Below are 24,753 nucleotides of genomic sequence, written 5' to 3'. Positions count from 1 at the left end.
CCATGACGCACCCGCCGCGATCAGCGTGTCCGGTGCACCCGGATGACGCGGTACCCGCGGTCGGTCGTCGCGCGCGTGACCGCGAGGTCGGTGTCGAGCGTCTCGGCCAGCCACCGCTGCAGCGAGTCGCCGCCCAGGTTCTTGGCCACCACGAGCCAGGCGTCCCCACCTGGTTGCAGGCGCGGGAGCCACGTGAGCAGGATCGAGTGGAGCTCGTCCTTGCCCACCCGGATCGGGGGGTTCGACCAGATGGTGGCGAACCGGAGGTCCTCCGGCACCGCCTCCGGCAGACGCACCGTGACGTTCCGGGCACCGGCCGTCGCCGCGTTCGCCCGAGCCAGGTCGAGCACACGCTCGTTGACGTCGACGCCCCAGACCTCGGCCTCGGGCGCCTGCAGCGCCATGGCGATGCTGAGCGGACCCCACCCGCAGCCGACGTCGAGGAGCGCCCCGGTCGCGGGCGGTGGCGGCACGCTCTGCAGCAACACCCGCGTGCCCGCGTCGAGCCGGTCCGGGCTGAAGACGCCCGCGGCGGTGGCGAGGGTGAGCGTCCGCCCGGCCAGGGTGACCGTGATGCGCCGCGGTCGGGCGTCGCTCTCCGGCTGGGCCGAGAAGTAGTGCTCGTTCGCCATGGATGAACCGTACCGGCATCTCCGTGTGTCGCCGGGTGCCCGGAGGTAGCCTGTGGACGATGACGGAGCAGGACGACATGGTCGAGGGTGTCCTCGAGGAGCAGCAGCACGACGGTGTGGTCGAGCGGGTGTTGCGGAACGCCGAGAGCAGGACGACCCCGGCGGTGTTCGCGCCGGCGCAGGCGATCCAGACCACCGACGCCGAGGTCGTGGGGTGGCAGGGCGACGGCGAACAGTACGACCGTGAGGACCGCGCCGCGCTGCGTCGCGTGTCCGGTCTGTCCACCGAGCTCGAGGACGTCACCGAGGTCGAGTACCGGCAGCTGCGGCTCGAGCGCGTCGTCCTCATCGGCGTGTACGCGCAGGGTGACGCCCAGGACGCCGAGAACTCGATCCGTGAGCTCGCTGCCCTCGCGGAGACGGCGGGCGCGGTCGTGCTCGACGGTCTGCTCCAGCGCCGCCCGCACCCGGACCCGAGCACGTACCTCGGCCGCGGCAAGGCCGAGGAACTCGCGATGGTCGTCAAGGCGACGGGCGCCGACACCGTCATCGCCGACACGGAACTCGCGCCGAGCCAACGCCGTGCGCTCGAGGACGTCGTCAAGGTGAAGGTCATCGACCGCACCGCCGTCATCCTCGACATCTTCAGCCAGCACGCCAAGAGCCGCGAGGGCAAGGCACAGGTCGAACTCGCGCAGCTCGAGTACCTGCTCCCGCGCCTCCGTGGTTGGGGTGAGTCGATGTCCCGTCAAGCGGGTGGCCAGGTCGGCAGCGCGGGCGCCGGCATGGGGTCCCGTGGTCCCGGTGAGACCAAGATCGAGCTCGATCGGCGTCGCATCCACACCCGGATGGCCCGGCTGCGTCGACAGATCGCGGGGTTCGCCCCGGCGCGCGAGGCGAAGCGCGCCGAGCGGCACCGCAACGAGGTGCCGAGCGTCGCCATCGCGGGGTACACGAACGCCGGCAAGTCGAGCCTGCTCAACCGCCTGACCTCCGCGGGCGTCCTCGTGCAGAACCAGCTCTTCGCGACCCTGGACGCGACCGTCCGTCGGACCGAGACCGGGGGTGGCCGCCCGTTCACGTTCGTCGACACCGTCGGGTTCGTCCGGAACCTGCCGCACCAGCTCGTCGAGGCCTTCCGGTCCACGCTCGAGGAGGTCGGTGAGGCCGACGTCGTGCTGCACGTGGTCGACGGTTCCCACCCCGATCCGGGGGCGCAGCTGAGCACCGTCCGCGACGTCATCGCCGACGTCGGTGCCCGGGACGTGCCCGAGGTGGTCGCGTTCAACAAGGCCGATCTCGTCGACGCCGATCAGCGTCTCGTCCTCCGCGGCCTCGTACCGGACGCCGTCTTCGTGTCCGCGCGGACCGGCGAGGGGATCCCCGAGCTGCTCGCCGCGATCGAGGCGCGTCTGCCGGAGCCCGACGTCGAGCTGACGATCGTGGTCCCGTACGACCGCGGCGACCTCGTGTCCCGGCTGCACGACGAGGGTGCGGTGGAGCGGACCGAGTACGTGGTCGACGGCACCCGCCTGGACGTCCGCGTCTTCGCGCGCCAGGTCAGCGAGCTCGCGCCGTTCGTGGTCGCGCCGGTCCACTCCGCCTGAGCGGGGCGTCGCGGCTGGGAGGCCGAAACCGCCGGCCCGGCGCACCACCGTGCCGTTCCGCGTCCAGCGGACGGACCCGGGTGTGCGCGACGTCACACGGAGCGCAGGACCGCCACGACGCGTCCGAGCACCGTGGCCGCGTCGCCGAGGATCGGCTCGAACGCGGTGTTCCGCGGGAGCAGCCAGGTGTGGCCGTCGCGCTGGCGGAACACCTTGACCGTCGCCTCCTCGTCGAGCATCGCGGCGACGATCTCGCCGTTCTCGGCGGTCTGCTGGCTCCGCACGACGACCCAGTCGCCGTCGCAGATCGCGGCGTCGACCATGGAGTCCCCGACCACGCGGAGCATGAACAGGTCACCGGTCCCGACCAGCTGACGGGGGAGCGGGACGATCTCGTCGACGTGCTGTTCGGCCGTGATCGGGATACCGGCGGCGATCCGGCCGACGAGGGGAACGAGCGTCGTCGCGTCGATGTCCGGTCCGTCCTCCGGTCGGGGCTCGTCCACGAGGACCTCGAGCGCGCGCGGTCGGTTCGGATCGCGGCGGATCCAGCCGCCGAGCTCGAGCTGACCGAGCTGGTGCGTGACGCTCGACAGTGAGGAGAGGCCGACCGCGTCACCGATCTCGCGCATGCTCGGCGGGTACCCGCGGTTCGCGATCGAGGAGCGGATGGCGTCGAGGATCGCCTGCTGCTTCGGGGTCAGGGGCTTCTGGGTGCGCATCTCGCGTGGTGCGTCGTCTGCCATGTGCGTCGTGCTCCCCGGTCCGGCCAGTGGTCGTCGCCCCGTCCGACGGGAATGTCGGTGGTTCCCGTCAGGCTGGCTCCAGTCGATCGAAACTGTATCCGCCAGGACCAGGCGCGCCAAACACCTGTTCGAGCGTGTCGTCGATCCGACACCCCGTTCAGCACCAGTAGGACTTGCGCGCGCTTCGGATCGAACGTATGTTCGGTACAGGTCTTCGGACCACCGAGGCGACCCATGTACGAGGAAGGCGTCAGCATGAGCACCATCAGCAGCACATCCGCCGGTACGGTCCGTCCCCGGCTCCGGATCACTCGGCGGGGCCGGGTCGTCCTCACCACCGTCAGTGCACTCCCCGTGTTGCTCGTGGTCGCCCTCGCCGCCCTCAACGGTGGGCAGGCCGCAGCGGGGGACCATGCGGCGCACGTGCACTTCACGACGGTGACGATCCAGCCGGGCGAGTCCCTGTGGCAACTCGCGCAGGACGAAGCCCCGAACGTCGACCCGCGCGAGTTCGTGCAGGACGTCGTCGACCTCAACAACCTCCCGAGCGCCGCCGTCCAGGCGGGCGAGAAGCTCGCCATCCCGACGCAGTACACGACGGGCTCCTGATCGGCCTCCCGGACGGGGTGACGCCGTCGTCATCCCGTCCGGCTGGTCGGTCCGCGTTGACTGCCGCCGCCCTACGATGGTCCGGTGGCGATCACCCTGGACGACCTCCCCATCCGTGACGACCTCCGTGGTCAGACCCCGTACGGGGCGCCGCAGAAGCACGTCCGCGTCCAGCTGAACGTCAACGAGAACACGCATCCCGTGCCGCCCGAGGTCGCCGAGGACATCCTCGCCTCGATCGGCGCGGCGCTCGCCACGGTGAACCGCTACCCGGACCGCGAGTTCACCGCGCTGCGCTCGTCGCTCGCCTCGTACCTCGGGCACGGCCTCGCGCCGGAACACGTCTGGGCGGCGAACGGTTCGAACGAGGTCATCCAGCAGCTCTTGCAGGCGTTCGGCGGTCCCGGGCGGTCCGTCCTCGGGTTCCCGCCCACCTACTCGATGCACTCCATCATCGCCTCGGGTACCGGTACCCGGTGGATCCCCGCGCAGCGGGACGCCGAGTTCGGCATCAGCCCGGCGACGGCGGTCGCGGCGGTGCGCGAGCATCGCCCCGACATCGTGTTCTTCTGCGGTCCGAACAACCCGACGGGCACGCCGCTGTCGCTCGACACCGTGGCCGAGGCCTACGACGCGACGGACGGCATCGTCATGGTGGACGAGGCCTACGCGGAGTTCATGCCGAAGGACCAGCCCTCGGCCCTGACCCTGCTGCCCGGGCGGGAGCGGCTCGTCGTGTCGCGGACGATGAGCAAGGCGTTCGCCTTCGCGGGCGCGCGCGTCGGCTACCTGGCGGCCGATCCCGCGGTGGTCGACGCGCTCCGCCTCGTCCGGCTGCCGTACCACCTGTCGGCTCTGACGCAGGCCGCCGCGGTCGCCGCGCTGCGGCACGCGCCGGAGATGCTCCGGATGGTCGACGACATCGTGGTCCAGCGCGACCGGATGGTCCGCGAGCTCGGGGACATGGGCTTCCGCCCCTACGAGACCTGGTCCAACTTCGTGCTCTTCGGCGGCGTGGCGGAACCCCGCCGCGTGTTCGAGGAACTCCTCGAGCGTGACGTCATCGTCCGCGACCTCGGGATCCCCGAGCACCTTCGGGTCAGTGCCGGGACGGCCGACGAGACCTCGGCGTTCCTCACGGCGATGCGCGAGATCGACCCCGTTAGGGTTGGAGCATGACCGGCTCGCGCACCGCTTCGATCACCCGCGCGACGAGCGAGTCGAGCGTCACGTTGTCGCTCGACCTCGACGGCACCGGTCGTTCCTCGGTCTCGACGTCGGTCCCGTTCTACGACCACATGCTCACCGCGTTCGCGAAACACTCGCTCATCGACCTCCAGGTCGAGGCATCGGGTGACACCGACATCGACGCGCACCACACCGTGGAGGACACCGGCATCGTCCTCGGGCAGGCGCTGCGGCAGGCGCTCGGCGACCGCGCCGGGATCGGGCGGTACGGCGATGCGCTCGTGCCCCTGGACGAGGCGCTCGCCCAGGCCGTGGTCGACGTCTCGGGTCGTCCCTACCTCGTCCACACGGGGGAGCCCGAGGGCTTCGCGTTGCACCGCATCGGCGGCCACTTCACCGGCTCGCTCGTCCGGCACGTGTTCGAGGCCGTGACGATGCACGCCGGTCTCACCGTGCACGTCCGGGTCCTCGCGGGCCGTGACCCGCACCACATCGCCGAGGCCGAGTTCAAGGCGTTCGCGCGGGCACTGCGTGCGGCGGTCCAGCCGGACCCGCGGGTGGACGGCATCCCGTCCACGAAGGGTTCGCTGTGAGCGCTCGTCCGGACGTCGTCGTGCTCGACTACGGGTCGGGCAACATCCACTCGGCCGCCAAGGCGCTCGAGCGGGCGGGGGCGGACGTCACGGTCACGGCGGACCGCCAGGCTGCGCTCGCGGCCGACGGGCTCGTCGTCCCTGGGGTCGGCGCGTTCCGGGCGGTGATGGACCAGCTCGACACCGTGCGGGGCGGCGACCTCGTCGACCGACGGCTCGCCGGGGGCAAGCCGGTGCTCGGCGTGTGCGTCGGCATGCAGGTGATGTTCGAGCGGGGCGTCGAGCGCGGGTCCGATGTGCCGGGACTCGGGCAGTGGCCGGGGACGATCCACCAGTTGCGCGCGGAGGTCCTGCCGCACATGGGGTGGAACACCGTGCAGCCGCCCGCCGACTCCGTGCTCTTCGACGGTCTGAGCGGCGAGCGGTTCTACTTCGTCCACTCCTACGGCGCGACGTCCCTCGACATCGACGCACAGCCGCCGTTCCCCGCCCCGAAGGTGACGTGGGCCGAGCACGGCGAGCGCTTCGTCGCGGCGGTCGAGAACGGTGCGCTCGCAGCGACCCAGTTCCACCCGGAGAAGTCGGGCGAGCCGGGCATCGCGCTGCTCCGGAACTGGCTCCGGACCCTCTGACCCTCCGAACCCGGGAACACCATGAGCGATTCCTCCACCACACCGGCCCTCGTCCTGCTGCCCGCGGTCGACATCGTCGACGGCACGGCCGTCCGGCTGACCCGGGGCGAAGCCGGCAGCGAGACCGGGTACGGTGACCCCGTCGACGCCGCCGCCGCGTGGCGCGAGCAGGGCGCCGAGTGGATCCACCTCGTCGACCTCGACGCGGCGTTCGGTCGTGGCGACAACCGCGATGTGATCGGGCGCGTCATCGCCGCGGTCGACGGCGTGTCGGTCGAGCTGTCCGGAGGCATCCGTGACGACGCCTCGCTCGAGGCGGCGCTCGCGACGGGAGCGGCCCGGGTCAACCTCGGCACAGCGGCGCTCGAGCACCCGGACTGGGCCGCTCGCGTGATCGGCGAGCACGGGGAGCGCATCGCCGTGGGCCTCGACGTCCGCGGGACGACCCTCGCCTCCCGTGGGTGGACCGAGGACGCGGGCGACCTGTTCACCGTCCTCGCGCGGCTCGAGGACGCCGGGTGTGCCCGCTACGTCGTGACGGACGTGACGAAGGACGGCACGCTGCAGGGGCCGAACGTCGACCTCCTGCGGCAGGTCCTCGAGCGCACCGAACGACCTGTGGTCGCCTCGGGCGGTGTCTCGGCGCTCGAGGACCTCCGATCGCTCCGCGAACTCGTGCCCCTGGGGCTCGAGGGCGCGATCATCGGCAAGGCGCTGTACTCCGGTGCGTTCACCCTGCCCGCGGCGCTCGAGGTCGCGGGGGAGTAGGGCGTGACCGCCGACCATCACGACCACGCCGGTCACCACCACGGTGGCGACGGCACATCCGCGTCCTCCGGCATGGCGGCCGACAGCGCGGGTCTCCCGTGGGCGGGCCGCACGTTCCAGGCGCACGGCACGACGTTCGCGGGCGACGACGGCACGGCCGATCCCGCGCTGTCCGCAGCGCTCGAGGGCGTCCGCGCGGGGACGGGCTCGCACGTCACGGTGCTCGACGCGCTCCGCGGCGCCCGGTTGCTCGTGCCGCTCGTGGCCCACGCCGGTGACGTCGGGGTGGGACCGGACGGCCGCCCGGTGGACAAGACGCAGGAGCTCTCGATCGTCACGGTGGCGGGGCCGGACGGGCGGCGTGTGATGCCGGCGTTCACCTCGGTCGACGCCATGCGGTCGTGGGACCCGCGAGCTCGACCCGTCCCGGTCGAGTCCCGCCGCGTCGCGCTCGCGGCGGCGAGTGAGGGCACGGAGCTGATCGTGCTCGACCCGACGGCGCCGACGGAGTTCGTCGTGCGCCGTCCGGCCGTGTGGGCGCTGGGACAGGACGTCCCCTGGGTTCCCAGCTACGCGGACCCGCTCGTCGGCGAGGCCTTCGTCGCGTCGTTCGCCGACGAGCCCGACGTCGTCCGGGTGGAATTGGCCCCTGGCGACGCCGGCGGCCGCTTCGCGGGCCCCGAACTCATCGTCGGTCTCGTGCTCGTACCCGGTCTGGATGCGGAGTCGGTGCGCGGACTCGTGTCGCGCCTCCAGGCCCGCTGGTCGGCGGACCGGTTCATCACCGAGCACGTCGACAGCCTCGGCGTCGCGCTCCGGGCGGCCTGAGCGGAGCGCTGGGGCGTCGGGGCGGAGCGCTGGGCCGTCGGGCGGAGCGCTGGGCCGTCGGGGCGGAGCGCTGGGTCGTCCGGCCGGAGCGCGCGGGGTCGCGTGAGCGGACCGTGGCGCGCTGGTCGACCGGCCCGCGGCGCCCTAGTTGACCGGCCCGGTGTACTTCTCGCCCGGTCCCTGCCCCGGTGCATCGGGGATGCTCGACGCCTCGCGGAAGGCGAGCTGCACGCTCCGGAGGCCGTCACGGAGTGGACGGGCGTGGTGGTCGCCGATCTCCGGGGCGGCAGCGGTGACCAGCCCGGCCAGGGCCGTGATCAGCTTCCGCGCCTCGTCGAGGTCCGTCTGCGAGTCCGGGTCGTCCGCGAGCCCGACCTGGACGGCGGCCGCGCTGAGCAGGTGGATGCTGACGGTGTTGATGAGTTCGACCGCGGGGACCTCCGCGATGTCCCGGGCGGCACCGCCCTCCTCGGGTGACTCGTCCGTCGCGATGGGCTGGGCCTCGTCCGGGCTGTTGGTCACGGTGCTCCTCTGCTAGACTCTGACCGGCAGTTGCTGTCCACGTGCTCACGCACCGGCAGCAGCGCGAACAAGAGGAGTCTCTCCCACCCGCGACCGCGCACCACAGGTTACCGGGTCACAACCGCTCCGCCGACGGTGGCGTCCTGTCCGACAGGGCGTCCCGACGGTCGTCCGGCCCCACGGGTCGGGGTCGGGCGGGTACCACGGGTCGATCCGTGCGTACGAACTCCTCGCATCGCGTGCCCCGTCCCGGCCGAACCGCCGGACGGAGACCACTTCACGAAGGAGTTCCGCATCAGCGATCCCCGTACCAACGACCGAATCCGTGTCACCGAGGTCCGACTCGTCGGCCCTGGTGGTGAGCAGGTCGGCGTTGTCCCCATCGCCGTCGCCCTCCGCCTCGCGCAAGAGGCAGAGCTGGATCTGGTCGAGGTTGCTCCGAACTCGAAGCCGCCCGTGGCCAAGATCATGGACTACGGCAAGTTCAAGTACGAAGCCGCGCAGAAGGCCAAGGAGGCCCGGCGCAACCAGGCGAACACGATCCTCAAAGAGGTCCGGTTCCGTCTGAAGATCGACGCACACGACTACGAGACCAAGCGCAAGCGCGCCGAGGGCTTCCTCGCGGCGGGTGACAAGGTGAAGGCCATGATCCTCTTCCGCGGCCGTGAGCAGTCGCGTCCGGAGCAGGGCGTGCGTCTCCTCCAGCGCTTCGCCGAGGACATCGCGGAGTACGGCGTCGTCGAGTCGCGACCGACCCAGGACGGCCGCAACATGACGATGGTGATCTCGCCGCTCAAGAACAAGTCGGACGCCAAGGCCGAGTCGAACGCCAAGAAGGCCGCCGTCCGCGCCGCCAACCGCGCGCAGTCGAACCCCGAGGGCGCGAAGGCAGCCGCCGAGGCCGAGTCGCCGAGCGCCGCCGAGTAACACCGCTCCGAGCACCACCCGGGCCGTCCGGCCCCGTCGCAGCGCTGCGGCACCACGACCCCCACACCCCGTACGGAAAGGCACCCACATGCCCAAGCAGAAGACCCACTCCGGGTCCAAGAAGCGCTTCAAGATCACCGGCTCCGGCAAGATCATGAAGCAGCAGGCTGGTATGCGTCACAACCTCGAGGTCAAGGCCGCCAAGCGCAAGGCCCGCCTCAACGAGGACCAGGTCCTCGCGAAGGCCGACGTCAAGGCCGTCAAGAAGCTCCTCGGCCACTGATCGGCCCTCGCCGACCATCGCCGACCCGGAACGTTAGGAAACCACCATGGCAAGAGTGAAGAGGGCGGTCAACGCCGCCAAGAAGCGTCGCGTCGTTCTCGAGCGCGCCGAGGGCTACCGCGGTCAGCGGTCGCGCCTGTACCGCAAGGCGAAGGAGCAGGTCACCCACTCCCTCGTCTACGCGTACCGCGACCGCCGCGCCAAGAAGGGCGAGTTCCGTCGCCTCTGGATCCAGCGCATCAACGCCGCGTCGCGCGCGAACGGGCTGACCTACAACCGCCTCATCCAGGGCCTCGGGCTCGCGGGTGTCGAGGTCGACCGCCGCATCCTCGCCGACCTCGCGGTCAACAACCCGGAGACCTTCGCGGCGCTCGTCGAGACCGCCAAGAACGCGCTCCCGGCGGACACGTCCGCGCCGAAGGCCGCTGCCTGAGCCATCGCGCACCCGAGCGGGCCCGACCACGTCACGTGGTCGGGCCCGCTCGCTGTCCCGGGGGCGGTCGGGAGGTCCGGTGCGGGCCCGACCCGCGCCTCCCGGCCCGCGCCTCCCGGCCCGCGGCGCACGCGGCTCGGACGGGCGTGACGGCAGTCCCTGCCACACTGGGCGGGTGACCGAACTGCTCGACAACCCCCGCTCCTCCCGCGTCCGGACGGTCGCACAGCTGTCCCGCAAGGAGGTCCGCGCCGAGACGCGGCGGTTCCTGCTCGAGGGGCCCCAGGCAGTGTCCGAGGCCCTGCGCTTCCGGCCCGAGCTGCTCCACGACCTGTTCGCGACCCCCACGGCTCTCGAGCGCCATCCAGAGCTCGGCGAGGCCGCGGCGGCTGCCGACCTCCCGGTCGTGTTCGTGACGGAGCAGGTCCTCGAGGCGATGGCCGACACCGTCACGCCGCAGGGTGTGGTCGCCGTGTGCGAGCAGTTCCCGACGTCGGTCAAGGACGTATTCCGGCCGGGCGCCGGCGAGGACGCGGGTCTGCCCGGTCTCGTGGCGATCCTCGAACAGGTGCGCGATCCGGGCAACGCGGGCACGATCATCCGTGCCGCGGACGCCGCGGGCGCGCAGGCCGTCGTGATGACCGGGCGGAGCGTCGACCCCTACAACCCCAAGGTGGTGCGGTCGACGACGGGGTCGCTGTTCCACGTCCCCGTGTCCGTCGGTGTCGAGCTGGCCTCGGCAGTGGACCGAGCACGCGCCGCGGGCTACACCGTGCTCGCGGCGGACGTGTCGGGCGACGAACTCCCGGTGGTGCGGAGCGACGGCATGCTCGACGGTCCGACCGCCTGGGTGTTCGGCAACGAGGCCCGCGGACTCACCGCCGCGGACCTGGCCCTCGTCGACCGCGCGGTCCGGGTGCCCATCTACGGCCAGGCGGAGTCGATGAACCTCGCGACGGCGGCGTCGGTCTGTCTGTACGAGAGCGCGTTCGCGCACCGGTCCTGACCGCTGGTGGTCCTCCACCGCCGGGCAGCACACGTCGCTGTCCACGGTCCGGACGGTGTACCGGGAGGCCCGACGCCTGCCCGGTAGGCTTGCGTACCGTGTCAGAACCACTCGAGATCAGCGAGCCGGCGGTCGCCGCTGCCGTGGAGTCGGCACTCGTCGCCGTCCGCGCCGCGACGACGGTCGCGGAGCTCAAGCACGCCCGCGCCGAACACACCGGCGAGCAGTCGGTGCTCGCGCGGCTCAACGCGTCCATGCGGACGGTGCCGAAGGAGCAGAAGGCCGAGGCCGGCAAGCTCGTCGGCCAGGCGCGGGCGCGGGTGAACCAGGCGATCGCCGAGCAAGAGGCCGTCCTCGCCGTGGCCGAGGAACGCGCCCGCCTCGAGTCGGAGCGGGTCGACGTCACGGCGCTGCCGGTGCGCCACCAGCCCGGCGCGCGACACCCGCTGTCGTTGCTGCAGGAGACGATCGCGGACATCTTCGTCGGCATGGGGTGGGAGGTCGCCGAGGGCCCCGAGCTCGAGCACGAGTGGTTCAACTTCGACGCCCTCAACTTCGACCAGGACCACCCCGCTCGCGCGATGCAGGACACGCTGTTCGTCGAGCCGGTCGAGCGGCACCTGCTCATGCGCACGCACACGTCGCCCGTCCAGGTCCGATCGCTCCTGGGGCGCGGTGTGCCGCTGTACGTCATCGCGCCCGGGCGCGTGTACCGGTCGGACGAACTCGACGCGACGCACACGCCCGTCTTCACCCAGGTCGAGGGCATCGCTGTCGACCGGGGACTGACGATGGCGCACCTGCGCGGCACGCTCGAGCACTTCGCGCGGCAGATGTTCGGCGCCGACGCCCAGATCCGGCTCCGGCCCAACTACTTCCCGTTCACCGAGCCCTCCGCCGAGATGGACGTCTGGCAGCCGAACGCCAAGGGCGGCGCGCGCTGGGTCGAGTGGGGTGGGTGCGGCATGGTCAACCCGAACGTGCTCCGCTCGGCCGGCATCGACCCGTCCGAGTACCAGGGCTTCGCGTTCGGCATGGGGATCGAGCGGACGCTGCAGTTCCGCAACGACCTCAACGACATGCGTGACATGGTCGAGGGCGACATCCGCTTCTCGCAGCAGTTCGGAACGGTGGTCTGATGCGCGTCCCACTCCGATGGCTCGGTGAGTCCGTCGACCTGCCCGAGGACGCGACCCTCGAGCACGTCCACGCCGCCCTCGTGTCGGTCGGGTTCGAAGAAGAGGCCGAGCACGCGTTCGACCTGACGGGGCCGATCGTCGTCGGCCGAGTCCTCGAACGCGTGCCGGAGCCGCAGAAGAACGGCAAGACGATCAACTGGTGCCAGGTGGACGTGGGCGAACCGGAACCGCGGGGCATCGTCTGCGGCGCGCACAACTTCGACGTCGGTGACCTCGTGGTCGTCACGCTGCCTGGTGCCGTGCTGCCCGGTCCGTTCCCGATCGCCGCCCGGAAGACGTACGGACACGTGTCCGACGGCATGATCGCCTCCGCCCGCGAGCTCGGCCTCGGCGAGGACCACGACGGCATCCTCCGCTTCGCGGACCTCGGCATGGAGCCCGAGGTCGGCGCGGACGCGATCGCGCTCCTCGGGCTCGACGACGCCGCGGTCGAGATCAACGTCACCCCCGACCGCGGGTACGCGTTCAGCATCCGTGGCGTGGCGCGCGAGTACGCCCACGCCACGGGGGCGACCTTCCACGACCCCGCCGAGCGTCCGGCTCCGCGGTCGGGTGACGGCTTCGCGGTCACCATCGCGGACGACGCACCGATCCGCGGCACCGTGGGCGCCCGGACCTTCGTGACGCGCGTGGTCCGCGGCATCGACCCGACCCGCCCGACGCCCGCCTGGATGATCGCGCGGCTCCGACTCGTCGGCGTCCGGAGCATCTCGCTGCCCGTGGACATCACGAACTACGTGATGTTCGAACTCGGCCAGCCCCTGCACGGCTACGACCTCGGCGCGCTGCAGGGCGGGCTCACCGTCCGCCGCGCGACGCCGGGCGAGACCCTCGTGACCCTGGACGACGTCGAACGCCGACTCGACCCCGAGGACCTCGTCATCGCCGATGACGCCGGCCCGGTCGGGCTCGCGGGCGTCATGGGCGGCGCGCGCACCGAGATCGGAACGGGGACGACTGACGTCCTCATCGAGGCCGCCGGATTCGATCCGGTGTCCATCGCTCGGTCGGCCCGTCGGCACAAGCTCCCGAGCGAGGCCTCGAAGCGGTTCGAGCGGGGTGTGGACCCCCTCGTGGCCGAGGCTGCGGCGGCCCGCGCCGTCGAGCTCCTCGTCGAGCTCGCGGGTGGCACCGCGGACGACCTCGGATCGACGGTCGTCGATCGCTCGCCCCGCCCGGCGGTGTCGATGCGTCTCGATGCGCCCCAGTCCGTCGTCGGCGTGGCCTACACCGAGGCCGAGGTCGTCGAGACCCTCCGGTCCGTCGGCGCCGAGGTCACGACCGACGCGGACCTGCTCACGGTCACGCCGCCGTCATGGCGGCCGGACCTCGTCGACGGCGTCTCGCTGATCGAGGAGGTCGCGCGCATCGTCGGCTACGCGCGGATCCCGAGCGTGCTGCCGGTCGCGCCGCCCGGACGTGGCCTCAGCCGTGCCCAGCGTGCCCGTCGCCGCGTCGTCGCGGCACTCGCGGCCCAGGGCCTGGTCGAGGTCGTGACGGCACCGTTCGTCTCCACGGCGACGGCTGATGCGTTCCCCGGGATCGACGCGGCCGGCGGTCCGAGCGTCGCACTGGCGAACCCACTCGACAGCGAGCTGCACCTGCTCCGTCGTTCCGGTCTGCCCGGGCTCGTCGACATCGCCCGTCGCAACACGGCGCGAGGCCTCGTCGACGTCGCGGTGTTCGAGGCGGCCTCCGTGTTCCTGCCCGCCGTGGGGGCCGAACTCGGCACGACGACGATCCCGCGCGGTGCGGAGCGTCCCGACGACGCCACCCTCGCCGCGATGACCGCGTCGCTCCCGGCGCAGCCCACCCACGTGTCGGCCCTGCTGACGGGGTCGCGGCTCCTCAAGCAGCCCGGTGTGGCGGCCGAGCCGTACGGCGTCGCCGACGCGCTCGACGTGGCGCGGACGGTCGCGTGGGCGGTCGGCGCCGAGCTGACCGTCGCGCAGACGGAACACCCGTCGATGCATCCCGGCCGTGCGGCCCTGGTGTCGGTCGGCGATCACCCCGTCGGCGTGGTCGGCGAGCTCCTCCCGTCGACGACGGCCGACGCCGACCTGCCGCGCGTGGTCGCGGTCGTCGAACTCGACCTCGACGCCCTGGTGGCTGCGGCCCCCGCCGCGGTCCTGCCCGAGGCGATCGTCTCCTACCCCGCGGCGACGCAGGACCTGTCCCTGGTGGTCGACGTGGGTGTGCCGGCGGGCGCGGTGCTCGACGCCGTCCGCGATGGCGCCGGTCCGCTGCTGGAGTATGCTCGCCTCGTGGACGACTACCGGGGCGCCGGCGTGACGGAGGGACAGAAGTCCCTGACCTTCGCGCTGCGGTTCCGCGCCACGGACCGCACGCTGACCGCCGCCGAGGCCACCGAGGCCCGAGACGGCGCCGTCCGACGTGCCGGCGAGCGATTCGGGGCGACCCTGCGCGACTGATCCACTCGGGATCAGCCTCGCCCGGGGTCGCCGCCTCCGACTCCCTCGACCGAAGTCCGATCATCAAGGTGGAACCCATGTCCGTATCCGTCGCCGTGGCGGGAGCCAGCGGCTACGCGGGTGGGGAGCTCCTGCGCGTGCTCTCCGCCCATCCCGAGTTCGACGTCAGGACGGTGACGGCGTTCTCGAACGCCGGACAACCGCTCATCGCGACGCAGCCGCACCTCCGCTCGCTCGCACACCTCACCCTGACCGAGACCACCCCGGAGCAGCTGCGCGGGCACGACGTCGTGTTCCTCGCGCTGCCCCACGGCCAGTCCGGCGCGATCACCGAGCAGCTCGGGGACGACGCGCTCGTGGTCGACTGCGGTGCGGACCACCGTCTGACGGACCCGGCCGACTGGTCGGCGTTCTACGGCGGTGCGTACCACGGCGCGTGGACGTACGGTCTACCCGAACTCGTGCGGGCCGGCGGATCGGGCGCCGCCGCCAAGCAACGGTCCGAGCTCGTCGGGACGAAGCGCATCGCAGTACCGGGGTGCAACGTCACCGCCGTGACCCTGGGGATCGCGCCCGGGGTCGCCGCGGGCGTCGTGGAGACGGACGACATCGTCGCGGTGCTGAGCGTCGGGCCGTCGGGTGCGGGCAAGAAGCTCGCGACGACCTACCTGGCCGCCGAGATCCTGGGGTCCGCGTCCGCCTACGCGGTCGGGGGCACCCACCGGCACGTGCCGGAGATCCAGCAGAACCTCCGCGTCGCCGGGGCCTCGTCGGTGCGGGTGTCCTTCACACCCGTGCTCGTCCCGATGGCCCGGGGCATCCTCGCGACCACGTCCGCGCGGCTCGCGCCCGGTGTGGGCGCGCACGACGTCCGGCTGGCCTGGGAACAGGCGTACGCCGACGAACCGTTCGTCCACCTCCTGCCCGAGGGCGAGTACCCGCGCGTCGCGGACACGGTCGGTGCGAACACGGCGCTCGTGGGCATCGCGGTCGACGAGGCCGCTCGACGCGTCGTCGCGATCTCGGCGCTGGACAACTTGGCCAAGGGCACGGCCGGTGCCGCTGTGCAGTCCACCAACATCGCGCTCGGTCTGCCGGAGACGCTCGGTCTCTCGATCGACGGAGTCGCCCCGTGACCGCGGTGACCGACGGGACCGCGGTGCCGTCCCTCCAGGGCGTCACGGCCGCGGCCGGGTTCCGCGCGACGGGCGTGACCGCCGGGTTGAAGCCGAGTGGCAAGCCGGACGTCGCCCTCGTCGTCAACGACGGTCCGTCCGACGCGGTCGCCGCGGTGTTCACGAGCAACCGGGCGAAGGCGAACCCGGTCATCTGGTCCCAGCAGGTCGTCGCGGACGGCGTCGCGCGTGCGGTCGTCCTCAACTCGGGCGGTGCGAACTGCTTCACCGGGTCCTTCGGGTTCCAGACGACGCACCAGACGGCCGAGGCGGTGGCCGACGTCATCGGTGTCGGTGCAGCTGACGTCGTGGTGTGCTCGACCGGCCTCATCGGGGTCGGGGGCGAGGCCTTCCGCGAGGGCGTGCTCCGTGGTGTCGGACTGGCTGCCGCCGGGCTCAGCACCGACGGCGGTCCGGCGGCAGCCGAGGCGATCATCACCACCGACACGCACGCCAAGCAGTCGGTGGTGTCCGTCGACGGCTGGACGATCGGTGGCATGGCGAAGGGCGCCGGGATGCTCGCGCCCGGGCTCGCGACGATGCTCGTGGTGATCACGACGGATGCCGACCTGGCGTCGGACGCGCTGGACCAGGCCCTCCGCGCGGCAACACGCGTCACGTTCGACCGCGTCGACTCCGACGGCTGCATGTCCACGAACGACACGGTCGTGCTCATGGCCTCCGGCGCCTCCGGGACGACCCCCGAGGTCGGTGACTTCCAGGAGGCCCTCACCGCGGTGTGCGCGGACCTCGCGCGTCAGCTCCAGCAGGACGCCGAGGGCGCGAGCCACGACATCGCGATCGAGGTCGTCGGCGCGGCCAGCGAGGACGACGCGGTGACGGTCGGGCGCAGCGTCGCCCGCAACAACCTGTTCAAGGCCGCCGTGTTCGGCAACGACCCCAACTGGGGGCGGGTGCTCGCGGCGATCGGCACGACGGACGCCGAGTTCGACCCGTACGCGGTCGACGTCAGCATGAACGGGGTCCGCGTGTGTCACGCCGGCGCTCCGGACCGCCCGAGCGACCAGGTCGACCTGACGCCGCGCGACACGCACGTGCACATCGACCTCGGGGTCGGCCCCCACGCGGCGACGATCCTGACGAACGACCTGACGCACGACTACGTGCACGAGAACAGCGCGTACTCGAGCTGATGGCGAACGGAACACACGTGGACAACGACGGACTCCTCACCGAGGACCAGGAACTCGCCGCGGTCAAGGCCGCCACGCTCATCGAGTCGCTGCCCTGGATCAAGCGCTACTCCGGCAAGGTCGTCGTCGTGAAGTTCGGCGGCAACGCGATGGTGAACGACGACCTCAAGCGCGCGTTCGCCGAGGACATGGTCTACCTGCGCTACGCGGGGCTCCACCCGGTGGTGGTGCATGGTGGCGGCCCGCAGATCTCGGCCGCGCTCGAGCAACAGGGCATCGCGTCGGAGTTCCGTGGCGGGTACCGCGTGACCACGACCGAAGCGATCACGGTCGTGCGCGACGTCCTGGCCGGTGAGGTCAACCGCGAGATCGTCGACCTGCTCGACGAGCACGGCGCCGGACTCGGGGTCGGCGTGTCCGGCGACGGCGGCTCGTTGTTCTCCGGGCACAAGCGCGGCGTGGTCATCGACGGCGAGGAGTTCGACCTCGGTCACGTCGGCGACATCACCGAGGTCGACCCAACCGAGGTGCTCGCCGCGATCGAGGCCAACCGGATCCCGGTGGTGTCGAGCATCGCGATCGACGAGAGCGATCCGGAGCAGGCCCTCAACGTGAACGCCGACGCCGCGGCGGCAGCCCTGGCGATCGCGCTGCGCGCGTCGAAGCTCATGATGCTGACCGACGTGCCGGGGCTGTACCGGAACTGGCCCGACCGGGACTCCGTGATCGACCTCATCTCGGTCGACGAACTCCGGGAACTCCTGCCGAGCCTCGAGTCCGGCATGATCCCGAAGATGACCGCCTGTCTCGATGCCGTGGTCGCGGGCGTCGGCGGCGCGACCATCATCGACGGCCGTATCCCGCACTCCATCCTCCTCGAGGTGTTCACCCTGCGCGGTGCCGGCACCGAGGTCATCCCCAACGAACGACGCGCGCCCGGACACCCGGCCGCTGCTGACGAACGGAACGAAGCATGAGCATGACGACCCAGACTGGCTGGAACGACCGGTTCGGCGCGTCGCTCATGCGATCGCTGACCCCACCGAAGATCATGCTCGAGCGTGGCCGCGGCTGCCGGGTGTGGGACGTCGACGGCAAGGAGTACCTCGACTTCCTGGCGGGCATCGCCGTGAACTCGCTCGGTCATGCCCACCCCGCGGTGGTCGAGGCCGTGACGGACCAGGCGTCGAAGCTCATGCACGTGTCGAACTACTTCGCCACGCCGCCGCAGCTCGAGCTCGCGGAACGCCTCAAGCGCATCACCGGCGCGGGGGACGCGGGTCGCGTCTACTTCGGTAACTCCGGGGCCGAGGCGAACGAAGCCGCGTTCAAGCTCGCACGGCTGAACAAGGGCGACGGGTCCCGCACGCGGATCCTCGCGTTGCAGAACTCGTTCCACGGACGCACGATGGGTGCCCTCGCGCTCACCGGCAAGCCCGCCCTCCGCGAGGACTTCGAGCCGATGATCCCCGGGGTCGAACACATCGACTCCACCATCGAGGCGCTCGAGGCCGCGATCGACGACCATGTCGCCGCACTCGTGCTCGAACCGATCAAGGGCGAGGCCGGCGTCGTCGACCTGCCCGAGGGCTTCCTCGCGGCGGCGCGAGCGCTGACGGAGCAGCACGGCGCGTTGCTCATCCTCGACGAGATCCAGACCGGCGTGGGACGCACCGGGTCGTGGTTTGCCTTCCAGGGGCACGGGATCACGCCCGACGCGATCACGATCGCGAAGGGCATCGCCGGAGGCTTCCCGATCGGCGCACTCGTCACGTTCGGGTGGGCGTCCGACCTGTTCTCGGCAGGCCAGCACGGGTCCACCTTCGGCGGGAACCCGCTGGCGACGCGGGTCGCGAACGCCGTGCTCGGCGAGATCGAGACCACCGGGCTCGTGGAGGCGGCGCGCGGCAAGGGCGAGCGCATCCGCGCCGGGATCGCAGCCATCGGCAGCCCGCTCGTCGACGAGGTGCGGGGCGAGGGCCTCCTCGTCGGGATCGGACTCACCCGACCCGTCGCCCCCGCGATCAACACGGCCGCGCTCGAGCGCGGGCTCATCGTCAACGCTCCGAACGAGTCATCCATCCGGATCGCACCGCCGCTCATCGTGTCCGACGCCGAGATCGACGAGTTCCTGGTGATCCTCGCGCAGGCGATGGAGGCAGCGGCATGACCCGCCACTTCCTCCGGGACGACGACCTCACCCAGGCGGAGCAGCTCGAGATCCTCGACCTCGCCGCGGCGATGAAGGTCGACCGCTGGGGCGCGAAGCCGCTGGCGGGGCCCCAGAGCGTGGCGGTCATCTTCGACAAGTCCTCCACCCGGACGCGCGTGTCGTTCCACGTCGGCATCAGCGACCTCGGGGGCAGCCCGCTCATCATCTCCACCGCCAACAGTCAGCTCGGCGGCAAGGAGACCCCGTCCGACACGGCGCGCGTGCTCGAACGGATGGTGTCCGCCATCGTCTGGCGCACGTACGCGCAGGCCGGGCTCGAGGAGATGGCCGCCGGGACCACGGTGCCGGTCGTGAACGCGCTGTCGGACGACTTCCATCCCTGCCAGCTCCTCGCGGACCTCCTGACGATCCGCGAGCACCGGGGCACGCTCGCCGGCCAGACGATCGCCTTCGTCGGCGACGGCGCGAGCAACATGGCCCAGTCCTACCTGCTCGCGGGGACGACCGCGGGCATGCACGTCCGTGTCGCGGCCCCCGTCGCGTTCGCACCCGACCGGCAGGTCGTCGCCGACGCCGAGCGCGTCGGCGCGCGGACCGGTGGCTCCGCCCTCGTCGTGACGGATCCCGTCGCGGCGGTGAGTGGTGCCGACGTCGTCGTCACCGACACCTGGGTGTCCATGGGCAAGGAGGACGAGAAGCAAGCGCGCCTCGAGACCTTCGCCGGGTACCGCGTCGACGACGAGCTCATGGCGCACGCCGCCGACGACGCCGTGTTCATGCACTGCCTGCCCGCCGACCGCGGCTACGAGGTGACCGAAGCGGTCATCGACGGTCCGCGGAGCATCATCTGGGACGAGGCCGAGAACCGACTGCACGCGCAGAAGGCCCTCCTCGCCTGGCTCCTCGACCACGCGGCCGACTGACCTCGGCCCGCGACGACATCCACCACCCCGCACCCCCGCATCCCCTGAGAAGGAGAACCATGGCAGACCGCGTCGTACTCGCGTACTCCGGAGGGCTCGACACCTCCGTCGGCATCGGATGGCTCAAGGACGCCACCGGCAAGGAGGTCGTGGCACTCGCCGTCGACGTCGGCCAGGGCGGCGAGGACATGGACCGCATCCGTCAGCGCGCGCTCGACTGCGGCGCCGTCGAGTCGATCGTCGTCGACGCCAAGGACGAGTTCGCCGACGACTACCTGATGCCGGCGCTCAAGGCGAACGCCCTCTACCAGAAGCGCTACCCGCTCGTGTCCGCCCTGAGCCGGCCGCTCATCGCGAAGCACCTCGCCCTCACCGCCAAGCAGCTCGGCGCGGACAGCGTCGCCCACGGTTGCACCGGCAAGGGCAACGACCAGGTCCGGTTCGAGGCAGCGGTCGCCGCGATCGCCCCCGACCTGACGAGTGTCGCGCCGGTCCGGGACCTCGCTCTCACGCGCGACAAGGCGATCGTGTACGCGCAGGAGCACGACCTGCCCATCGAACAGAGCAAGAAGTCGCCGTACTCGATCGACCAGAACGTCTGGGGCCGCGCCGTGGAGACCGGGTTCCTCGAGGACCCCTGGAACCCGCCGATCGAGGACCTGTACTCGTACACGCAGGACCCGACGGTCGAGCGCGCCGCGGACGAGGTCACCATCACGTTCGAGCACGGCGTTCCGGTCGCGATCGACGGACAGCGCTTCAGCGCACTCCGCATCGTGCAGGAGCTCAACGCACTGGCGGGCAAGCACGGCGTCGGGCGGATCGACGTGGTCGAGGACCGGCTCGTCGGCATCAAGAGCCGCGAGGTCTACGAAGCGCCCGCCGCGATGGCGCTCATCGCGGCGCACGAGGAACTCGAGAGCCTGACGCTCGAACGTGACGTCAACCGCTACAAGCGCGGGGTCGAGTCCGAGTGGGCGAACCTCGTGTACGACGGTCTCTGGTTCTCCGGGCTCAAGCGCAGCCTCGACGCGTTCATCGAGGACACCCAGCAGTACGTGTCCGGTGACATCCGCCTGCAGCTGCACGGCGGCCGTGCGACCGTGACGGGCCGTCGGAGCGAGCAGTCCCTGTACGACTTCGACCTCGCCACGTACGACACGGGCGACACGTTCGACCAGTCGCTGTCCAAGGGCTTCATCGAGATCTGGTCCCTGCCGAGCAAGATCTCCGCTCGGCGCGACCTGGCCAACTGAGGCGGAGCGGCGGCATGGCGGACGAGCAGAGCACGAGCAGGGCCGGCGAGGCCGGCGCGCTGTGGGGCGGGCGGTTCAGCAGCGGTCCCTCCCCGGAGCTCGTCGAACTGAGCAGGTCCACGCAGTTCGACTGGCAGCTGGCGCCGTACGACATCGCGGGGTCGCGGGCACACGCCCGCGCCCTCGCGGTGGCCGGGTACCTGTCCGAGGACGAACTCAGCCGGATGCTGGACGGTCTCGACCGCCTGGACGCTGCGGTCGCGGCCGGCACGGCCCGACCGGGCCAGGACGACGAGGACGTGCACTCGGCGCTCGAGCGTCTGCTCATCGAGGACATCGGGGGCGACCTCGGTGGGAAGCTCCGGGCCGGCCGCAGCCGGAACGACCAGATCGCGACGCTGGTGCGGCTGTACCTGCTCGACCACGCGCGACGGATCGGGCACCTGCTGGTGGACCTCATCGACGCGCTCAGTGCGCAGGCGGACGCCCACCGTGACGCCGTGATGCCCGGGCGCACGCACCTGCAGCACGCGCAGCCGGTGTTGCTCGCGCACCACCTGCTCGCCCACGCGTGGCCGCTGGTCCGTGACCTCGAGCGCTTCCGTGACTGGGCCTCCCGGGCATCCGCGTCCCCCTACGGCGCGGGTGCGCTCGCCGGGAGCTCACTCGGTCTCGATCCCGCCGCGGTCGCGGCAGACCTGGGATTCGCTCGCCCCACCGAGAACTCGATCGACGCGACGGCGTCGCGCGACGTCGTGGCGGAATTCGCCTACGTCACCGCGCAGATCGGGATCGACGTGTCGCGGCTGGCCGAGGAACTCATCGTCTGGAACACGAAGGAGTTCGGCTTCGTCCGGCTGCACGACGGGTTCTCGACCGGGTCGAGCATCATGCCGCAGAAGAAGAACCCGGACATCGCGGAACTCGCACGCGGCAAGAGCGGCCGCCTCATCGGCAACCTCACCGGGCTGCTCGCGACGCTCAAGGGACTCCCGTTGGCGTACAACCGCGATCTCCAAGAGGACAAGGAGCCGGTGTTCGACTCCGTCACGCAACTCGAGGTGCTGCTCCCGGCGTTCACCGGCATGGTCGCGACCGTCGAGTTCGACACGCAGCGCATGGCGACGCTCGCGCCGCAGGGGTTCTCCCTCGCGACGGACGTGGCCGAGTGGCTGGTGCGCCGCGGTGTGGTGTTCCGTGACGCGCACGAGATCTCGGGTGCCTTGGTGCGCTTCTGCGAGGAGCGCGGCCTCGAGCTCGACGAACCGAGTGATGCGGATTACCGGTCCGTCTCCGAACACCTGACCCCGGACGTCCGCTCGGTCCTGACCGTCGAGGGGAGCGTCGCCAGTCGCGCTGGTGCCGGAGGGACGGCACCGGAGCGCGTCGCCGAACAGGTCGTGGCCCTCACCGCTCGGATCCGATCGCTGACCGAGGCGGCGCCGCTCGCGTGATCGACGAGGCGGGGGTGCTCGGCGAGCCCGCGCTGGCGGCTGCTCCCGCGCTGCTCGGTGCGACCATCACCGGTCGCGGCGTGACCGTGCGCATCACCGAGGTCGAGGCCTACATGGGCGAGACCGACCCGGGGTCGCACGCGTTCCGCGGTCCGCGGCAGCGCAACCGTCACCTGTTCGGTGCGCCAGGGACCCTGTACGCCTATCGCTCGTACGGCATCCACACCTGCCTCAACGTCGTCAGCGGACCGGACGGATTCGCCTCCGGGTCGTTGCTGCGCGCGGGCGCGGTGGTCGAGGGCGTGTCGCTTGCGCGGGAGCGACGCGGTGACCGCGTGCCCGACGTCGGTCTCGCCCGCGGGCCGGGCAACCTCGGTCAGGCGCTCGGCGCGATGCTCGCGGACGACGGTTCGAGCGTGCTCGACGGCCGCGGACCCTACGTCCTCCGCTTCGCCGACGGACTGGAGGAGCGACTCGCCTCGTCGACGACCGCGCTCCTCGACGAATCCCTCGCGGACGGCAGACCGCGGATCTCCGTCGGCCCGCGGGTCGGTGTCGGGGGCGTGGCGGGAGGGCGCGCGTTCCCGTGGCGATTCTGGCTGACGGGCGAACCGACCGTGTCCTCGTACCGGCGCCATCCCCAGGCGACGGACTGAGCGCAGTCGGGTGGGCGACGCGCACTACGATGACGGGGTGCCCAGCGATACCGTTCCCGAGGTCCTGACGCGCCAGCAGAACGACCCGTCCTTCGACTCGATCTGGGACGAACTGCAGTGGCGCGGGCTCGTCCACGTCTCGACCGACGAGACCGCATTGCGGGCAGCGCTCGAAGCCGGTCCGTTGACGTACTACTGCGGGTTCGACCCGACCGCGCCGAGCCTGCACTGCGGGAACCTGTACCAGCTCCTGCTCATGCGCCGACTGCAGCTGGCCGGCCACAAGCCGCTCGGCCTGGTCGGTGGGTCCACCGGGCTCATCGGTGACCCCCGACCGACCGCCGAACGGACCCTCAACGACCGCGCGACCGTCGAGGAGTGGGTGACGCGCCTCCGCGCGCAGGTGTCGCGGTTCCTCAGTCCCGACGGCGAGAACGGGCTGCGCATGGTGAACAACCTCGACTGGACGGCGCCGCTGTCCGCCATCGACTTCCTGCGTGACATCGGCAAGTACTTCCGCGTCAACACGATGCTCCGCAAGGACGCGGTGGCAGCTCGGCTGAACTCGGACGCCGGGATCAGCTACACCGAGTTCAGCTACCAGATCCTCCAGGGCCTCGACTACCGCGAGCTCCACCGTCAGTACGGCTGCACGTTGCAGACGGGCGGCAGCGACCAGTGGGGCAACCTGACGAGCGGCACCGAACTGATCCGCCGCACCGAGGGTGCCGTCGTCCACGCGCTCGGGACTCCGCTCATCACGAACTCCGACGGCACGAAGTTCGGCAAGAGCGAGGGCAACGCCGTCTGGCTCGACCCGGAGATGACGACGCCGTACGCGTTCTACCAGTTCTGGCTCAACACGGCGGACGCGGACGTGATCGAGCGGCTCAAGGCGTTCACGTTCCTCTCGCGCGCCGAGATCGAGCGGCTCGAGCAGGCGGTGGCGGACGAGCCCTTCCGGCGAGAAGCCCAGCGCGCGCTCGCGTTCGCGGTGACGTCGCTGGTGCACGGCGAAGCGGCGACGCGGGCGGCGATCGAGGCCGCGTCGGCGCTGTTCGGCAACGGTGACCTCGCCGCCCTGGACGCGGGGACCCTCCGCGCCGCGATCGCGGAGTTGCCGTCGGTCACGCTCGCACCCGACGTCGACGTCACACGCGCGCTGGTGGAGACCGGACTCGTCGAGTCCCTCGGCAAGGCCCGGCGTGCGGTCGAGGAGGGCGGGGTCTCGGTGAACAACCAGCGCGTCACCGACCCGACCGCGCGCATCGACGCTGATGTCCTGGCCGGGGGAGTGGTCGTGCTCCGGCGCGGGAAGAAGACGTTGGCCGGCGTCACCATCGGCTGAACCGCCTCGACCACGAACGCCCGGACTCCCGGTGAGGACGGGCGTTCTGTCGTACCTGGGGCGTCCATCAGCACTGGCGGTGCATCCTGGAGGCGGCTGCGACACGCCCGGGATGTGGGGTGGTTTGCTGGGTGGTGGGGTGGTGCGTAAAGTAATCACTCGTCACCCCAAAGGTGCGGCGGAGCGGCCGGGACAGTGTCCCGGAGCGA

General features: G+C 71.4%; 25 protein-coding genes. 22 read left to right on the top strand and 3 right to left on the bottom strand.

The window, feature by feature from the left end:
- Positions 1-20: 20 nt before the first annotated feature.
- Positions 21-632 (bottom strand): class I SAM-dependent methyltransferase, encoded by a 612-nt coding sequence (locus DEI92_RS14505; RefSeq protein ID WP_111014002.1) that lies wholly within the window; start codon positions 630-632, stop codon positions 21-23.
- Between the two features lie 59 nt (positions 633-691).
- Here DEI92_RS14505 and hflX point away from each other — a divergent pair, with 59 nt between their 5' ends.
- Positions 692-2,239 carry a GTPase HflX gene (gene hflX / locus DEI92_RS14500; RefSeq protein WP_181434949.1) on the top strand — a complete coding sequence of 516 codons (1,548 nt, stop codon included), beginning with the start codon at positions 692-694 and terminating at the stop codon, positions 2,237-2,239.
- 92 nt (positions 2,240-2,331) lie between these two features.
- Here the strand turns inward: hflX and lexA are convergent, their stop codons facing one another.
- Positions 2,332-2,985, bottom strand: coding sequence for a transcriptional repressor LexA (gene lexA, locus DEI92_RS14495; protein ID WP_111011124.1), 654 nt, complete (start codon positions 2,983-2,985; stop codon positions 2,332-2,334).
- A 255-nt stretch (positions 2,986-3,240) separates the two neighbouring features.
- Between lexA and DEI92_RS14490 the strand changes: the two genes are divergently transcribed.
- From DEI92_RS14490 to DEI92_RS14465, 6 genes are all read left to right on the top strand, one after another.
- Positions 3,241-3,594: a LysM peptidoglycan-binding domain-containing protein gene (locus DEI92_RS14490; protein WP_258370220.1), complete on the top strand. Its 354-nt coding sequence runs from the start codon at positions 3,241-3,243 to the stop codon at positions 3,592-3,594.
- An 84-nt stretch (positions 3,595-3,678) separates the two neighbouring features.
- The gene (locus DEI92_RS14485) at positions 3,679-4,773 is read left to right on the top strand and encodes a histidinol-phosphate transaminase (RefSeq protein ID WP_111014000.1); all 1,095 of its coding nucleotides are present in this window, start codon (positions 3,679-3,681) and stop codon (positions 4,771-4,773) included.
- Positions 4,770-5,375, top strand: a complete 606-nt coding sequence (gene hisB / locus DEI92_RS14480; RefSeq protein WP_111013999.1) for an imidazoleglycerol-phosphate dehydratase HisB — start codon at positions 4,770-4,772, stop codon at positions 5,373-5,375. The genes DEI92_RS14485 and hisB overlap by 4 nt, the downstream gene beginning before the upstream one ends.
- Positions 5,372-6,007 (top strand): imidazole glycerol phosphate synthase subunit HisH, encoded by a 636-nt coding sequence (hisH, locus tag DEI92_RS14475; protein WP_111011128.1) that lies wholly within the window; start codon positions 5,372-5,374, stop codon positions 6,005-6,007. The genes hisB and hisH overlap by 4 nt, the downstream gene beginning before the upstream one ends.
- A gap of 21 nt (positions 6,008-6,028) precedes the next feature.
- Positions 6,029-6,775 carry a bifunctional 1-(5-phosphoribosyl)-5-((5-phosphoribosylamino)methylideneamino)imidazole-4-carboxamide isomerase/phosphoribosylanthranilate isomerase PriA gene (priA, locus tag DEI92_RS14470; protein WP_111013998.1) on the top strand — a complete coding sequence of 249 codons (747 nt, stop codon included), beginning with the start codon at positions 6,029-6,031 and terminating at the stop codon, positions 6,773-6,775.
- Between the two features lie 72 nt (positions 6,776-6,847).
- Positions 6,848-7,603: an SseB family protein gene (locus DEI92_RS14465; RefSeq protein WP_111014027.1), complete on the top strand. Its 756-nt coding sequence runs from the start codon at positions 6,848-6,850 to the stop codon at positions 7,601-7,603.
- A 144-nt stretch (positions 7,604-7,747) separates the two neighbouring features.
- Here DEI92_RS14465 and DEI92_RS14460 read toward each other — a convergent pair whose 3' ends face one another.
- On the bottom strand, positions 7,748-8,095 hold the full coding sequence (locus tag DEI92_RS14460; RefSeq protein WP_111014026.1) for a DUF1844 domain-containing protein: 348 nt from the start codon (positions 8,093-8,095) through the stop codon (positions 7,748-7,750).
- Positions 8,096-8,419: 324 nt separating this feature from the next.
- Between DEI92_RS14460 and infC the strand changes: the two genes are divergently transcribed.
- The 15 genes from infC (at position 8,420) to tyrS (ending at position 24,544) form a co-directional block, all read left to right on the top strand.
- Positions 8,420-9,052, top strand: a complete 633-nt coding sequence (infC, locus tag DEI92_RS14455; protein ID WP_111014025.1) for a translation initiation factor IF-3 — start codon at positions 8,420-8,422, stop codon at positions 9,050-9,052.
- An 88-nt stretch (positions 9,053-9,140) separates the two neighbouring features.
- Positions 9,141-9,335 (top strand): 50S ribosomal protein L35, encoded by a 195-nt coding sequence (gene rpmI, locus DEI92_RS14450; protein WP_111011130.1) that lies wholly within the window; start codon positions 9,141-9,143, stop codon positions 9,333-9,335.
- Between the two features lie 46 nt (positions 9,336-9,381).
- Positions 9,382-9,768 (top strand): 50S ribosomal protein L20, encoded by a 387-nt coding sequence (gene rplT, locus DEI92_RS14445; RefSeq protein ID WP_111011131.1) that lies wholly within the window; start codon positions 9,382-9,384, stop codon positions 9,766-9,768.
- A 184-nt stretch (positions 9,769-9,952) separates the two neighbouring features.
- Positions 9,953-10,774 carry an RNA methyltransferase gene (locus DEI92_RS14440; protein WP_111011150.1) on the top strand — a complete coding sequence of 274 codons (822 nt, stop codon included), beginning with the start codon at positions 9,953-9,955 and terminating at the stop codon, positions 10,772-10,774.
- A 98-nt stretch (positions 10,775-10,872) separates the two neighbouring features.
- The gene (pheS, locus tag DEI92_RS14435; protein ID WP_111011132.1) at positions 10,873-11,913 is read left to right on the top strand and encodes a phenylalanine--tRNA ligase subunit alpha; all 1,041 of its coding nucleotides are present in this window, start codon (positions 10,873-10,875) and stop codon (positions 11,911-11,913) included.
- A complete protein-coding gene (gene pheT / locus DEI92_RS14430; RefSeq protein ID WP_111013997.1) occupies positions 11,913-14,405 on the top strand; it encodes a phenylalanine--tRNA ligase subunit beta in 2,493 nt (830 codons plus the stop codon). The genes pheS and pheT overlap by 1 nt, the downstream gene beginning before the upstream one ends.
- Before the next feature lie 77 nt (positions 14,406-14,482).
- A complete protein-coding gene (argC, locus tag DEI92_RS14425) occupies positions 14,483-15,541 on the top strand; it encodes an N-acetyl-gamma-glutamyl-phosphate reductase (protein ID WP_111011134.1) in 1,059 nt (352 codons plus the stop codon).
- Positions 15,538-16,734 carry a bifunctional glutamate N-acetyltransferase/amino-acid acetyltransferase ArgJ gene (gene argJ, locus DEI92_RS14420; RefSeq protein WP_258370219.1) on the top strand — a complete coding sequence of 399 codons (1,197 nt, stop codon included), beginning with the start codon at positions 15,538-15,540 and terminating at the stop codon, positions 16,732-16,734. The genes argC and argJ overlap by 4 nt, the downstream gene beginning before the upstream one ends.
- On the top strand, positions 16,734-17,711 hold the full coding sequence (argB, locus tag DEI92_RS14415) for an acetylglutamate kinase (protein ID WP_111011135.1): 978 nt from the start codon (positions 16,734-16,736) through the stop codon (positions 17,709-17,711). Before argJ ends, argB begins: the two co-directional genes overlap by 1 nt.
- Positions 17,708-18,904 (top strand): acetylornithine transaminase, encoded by a 1,197-nt coding sequence (locus DEI92_RS14410; RefSeq protein ID WP_111011136.1) that lies wholly within the window; start codon positions 17,708-17,710, stop codon positions 18,902-18,904. Before argB ends, DEI92_RS14410 begins: the two co-directional genes overlap by 4 nt.
- Positions 18,901-19,830, top strand: a complete 930-nt coding sequence (gene argF / locus DEI92_RS14405) for an ornithine carbamoyltransferase (RefSeq protein ID WP_111011137.1) — start codon at positions 18,901-18,903, stop codon at positions 19,828-19,830. The genes DEI92_RS14410 and argF overlap by 4 nt, the downstream gene beginning before the upstream one ends.
- 59 nt (positions 19,831-19,889) lie before the next feature.
- Entirely contained in the window at positions 19,890-21,086 is a 1,197-nt protein-coding gene (locus DEI92_RS14400) for an argininosuccinate synthase (protein ID WP_111011138.1), read from the top strand.
- Positions 21,087-21,100: 14 nt separating this feature from the next.
- On the top strand, positions 21,101-22,540 hold the full coding sequence (gene argH / locus DEI92_RS14395) for an argininosuccinate lyase (protein WP_111013996.1): 1,440 nt from the start codon (positions 21,101-21,103) through the stop codon (positions 22,538-22,540).
- Positions 22,537-23,196, top strand: coding sequence for a DNA-3-methyladenine glycosylase (locus DEI92_RS14390; protein ID WP_258370218.1), 660 nt, complete (start codon positions 22,537-22,539; stop codon positions 23,194-23,196). Before argH ends, DEI92_RS14390 begins: the two co-directional genes overlap by 4 nt.
- Positions 23,197-23,233: 37 nt before the next feature.
- Positions 23,234-24,544, top strand: coding sequence for a tyrosine--tRNA ligase (tyrS, locus tag DEI92_RS14385; protein ID WP_181434947.1), 1,311 nt, complete (start codon positions 23,234-23,236; stop codon positions 24,542-24,544).
- The last annotated feature ends 209 nt before the right edge of the window (positions 24,545-24,753 follow it).

This window comes from Curtobacterium sp. MCBD17_034 (assembly GCF_003234515.1).
Classification (GTDB): domain Bacteria; phylum Actinomycetota; class Actinomycetes; order Actinomycetales; family Microbacteriaceae; genus Curtobacterium.
This window is presented reverse-complemented; position numbering and strand designations above follow the sequence as displayed.

What these genes read in the sequence shown, in the direction of transcription:
- DEI92_RS14505 (WP_111014002.1), bottom strand. Translation starts at nt 632, where the DNA reads ATGGCGAACGAGCACTACTTCTCGGCCCAGCCGGAGAGCGACGCCCGA.
- hflX (WP_181434949.1), top strand. Translation starts at nt 692, where the DNA reads ATGACGGAGCAGGACGACATGGTCGAGGGTGTCCTCGAGGAGCAGCAG.
- lexA (WP_111011124.1), bottom strand. Translation starts at nt 2,985, where the DNA reads ATGGCAGACGACGCACCACGCGAGATGCGCACCCAGAAGCCCCTGACC.
- DEI92_RS14490 (WP_258370220.1), top strand. Translation starts at nt 3,241, where the DNA reads ATGAGCACCATCAGCAGCACATCCGCCGGTACGGTCCGTCCCCGGCTC.
- hisB (WP_111013999.1), top strand. Translation starts at nt 4,770, where the DNA reads ATGACCGGCTCGCGCACCGCTTCGATCACCCGCGCGACGAGCGAGTCG.
- priA (WP_111013998.1), top strand. Translation starts at nt 6,029, where the DNA reads ATGAGCGATTCCTCCACCACACCGGCCCTCGTCCTGCTGCCCGCGGTC.
- DEI92_RS14465 (WP_111014027.1), top strand. Translation starts at nt 6,848, where the DNA reads ATGGCGGCCGACAGCGCGGGTCTCCCGTGGGCGGGCCGCACGTTCCAG.
- rpmI (WP_111011130.1), top strand. Translation starts at nt 9,141, where the DNA reads ATGCCCAAGCAGAAGACCCACTCCGGGTCCAAGAAGCGCTTCAAGATC.
- rplT (WP_111011131.1), top strand. Translation starts at nt 9,382, where the DNA reads ATGGCAAGAGTGAAGAGGGCGGTCAACGCCGCCAAGAAGCGTCGCGTC.
- pheT (WP_111013997.1), top strand. Translation starts at nt 11,913, where the DNA reads ATGCGCGTCCCACTCCGATGGCTCGGTGAGTCCGTCGACCTGCCCGAG.
- argC (WP_111011134.1), top strand. Translation starts at nt 14,483, where the DNA reads ATGTCCGTATCCGTCGCCGTGGCGGGAGCCAGCGGCTACGCGGGTGGG.
- argB (WP_111011135.1), top strand. Translation starts at nt 16,734, where the DNA reads ATGGCGAACGGAACACACGTGGACAACGACGGACTCCTCACCGAGGAC.
- DEI92_RS14410 (WP_111011136.1), top strand. Translation starts at nt 17,708, where the DNA reads ATGAGCATGACGACCCAGACTGGCTGGAACGACCGGTTCGGCGCGTCG.
- argF (WP_111011137.1), top strand. Translation starts at nt 18,901, where the DNA reads ATGACCCGCCACTTCCTCCGGGACGACGACCTCACCCAGGCGGAGCAG.
- DEI92_RS14400 (WP_111011138.1), top strand. Translation starts at nt 19,890, where the DNA reads ATGGCAGACCGCGTCGTACTCGCGTACTCCGGAGGGCTCGACACCTCC.
- argH (WP_111013996.1), top strand. Translation starts at nt 21,101, where the DNA reads ATGGCGGACGAGCAGAGCACGAGCAGGGCCGGCGAGGCCGGCGCGCTG.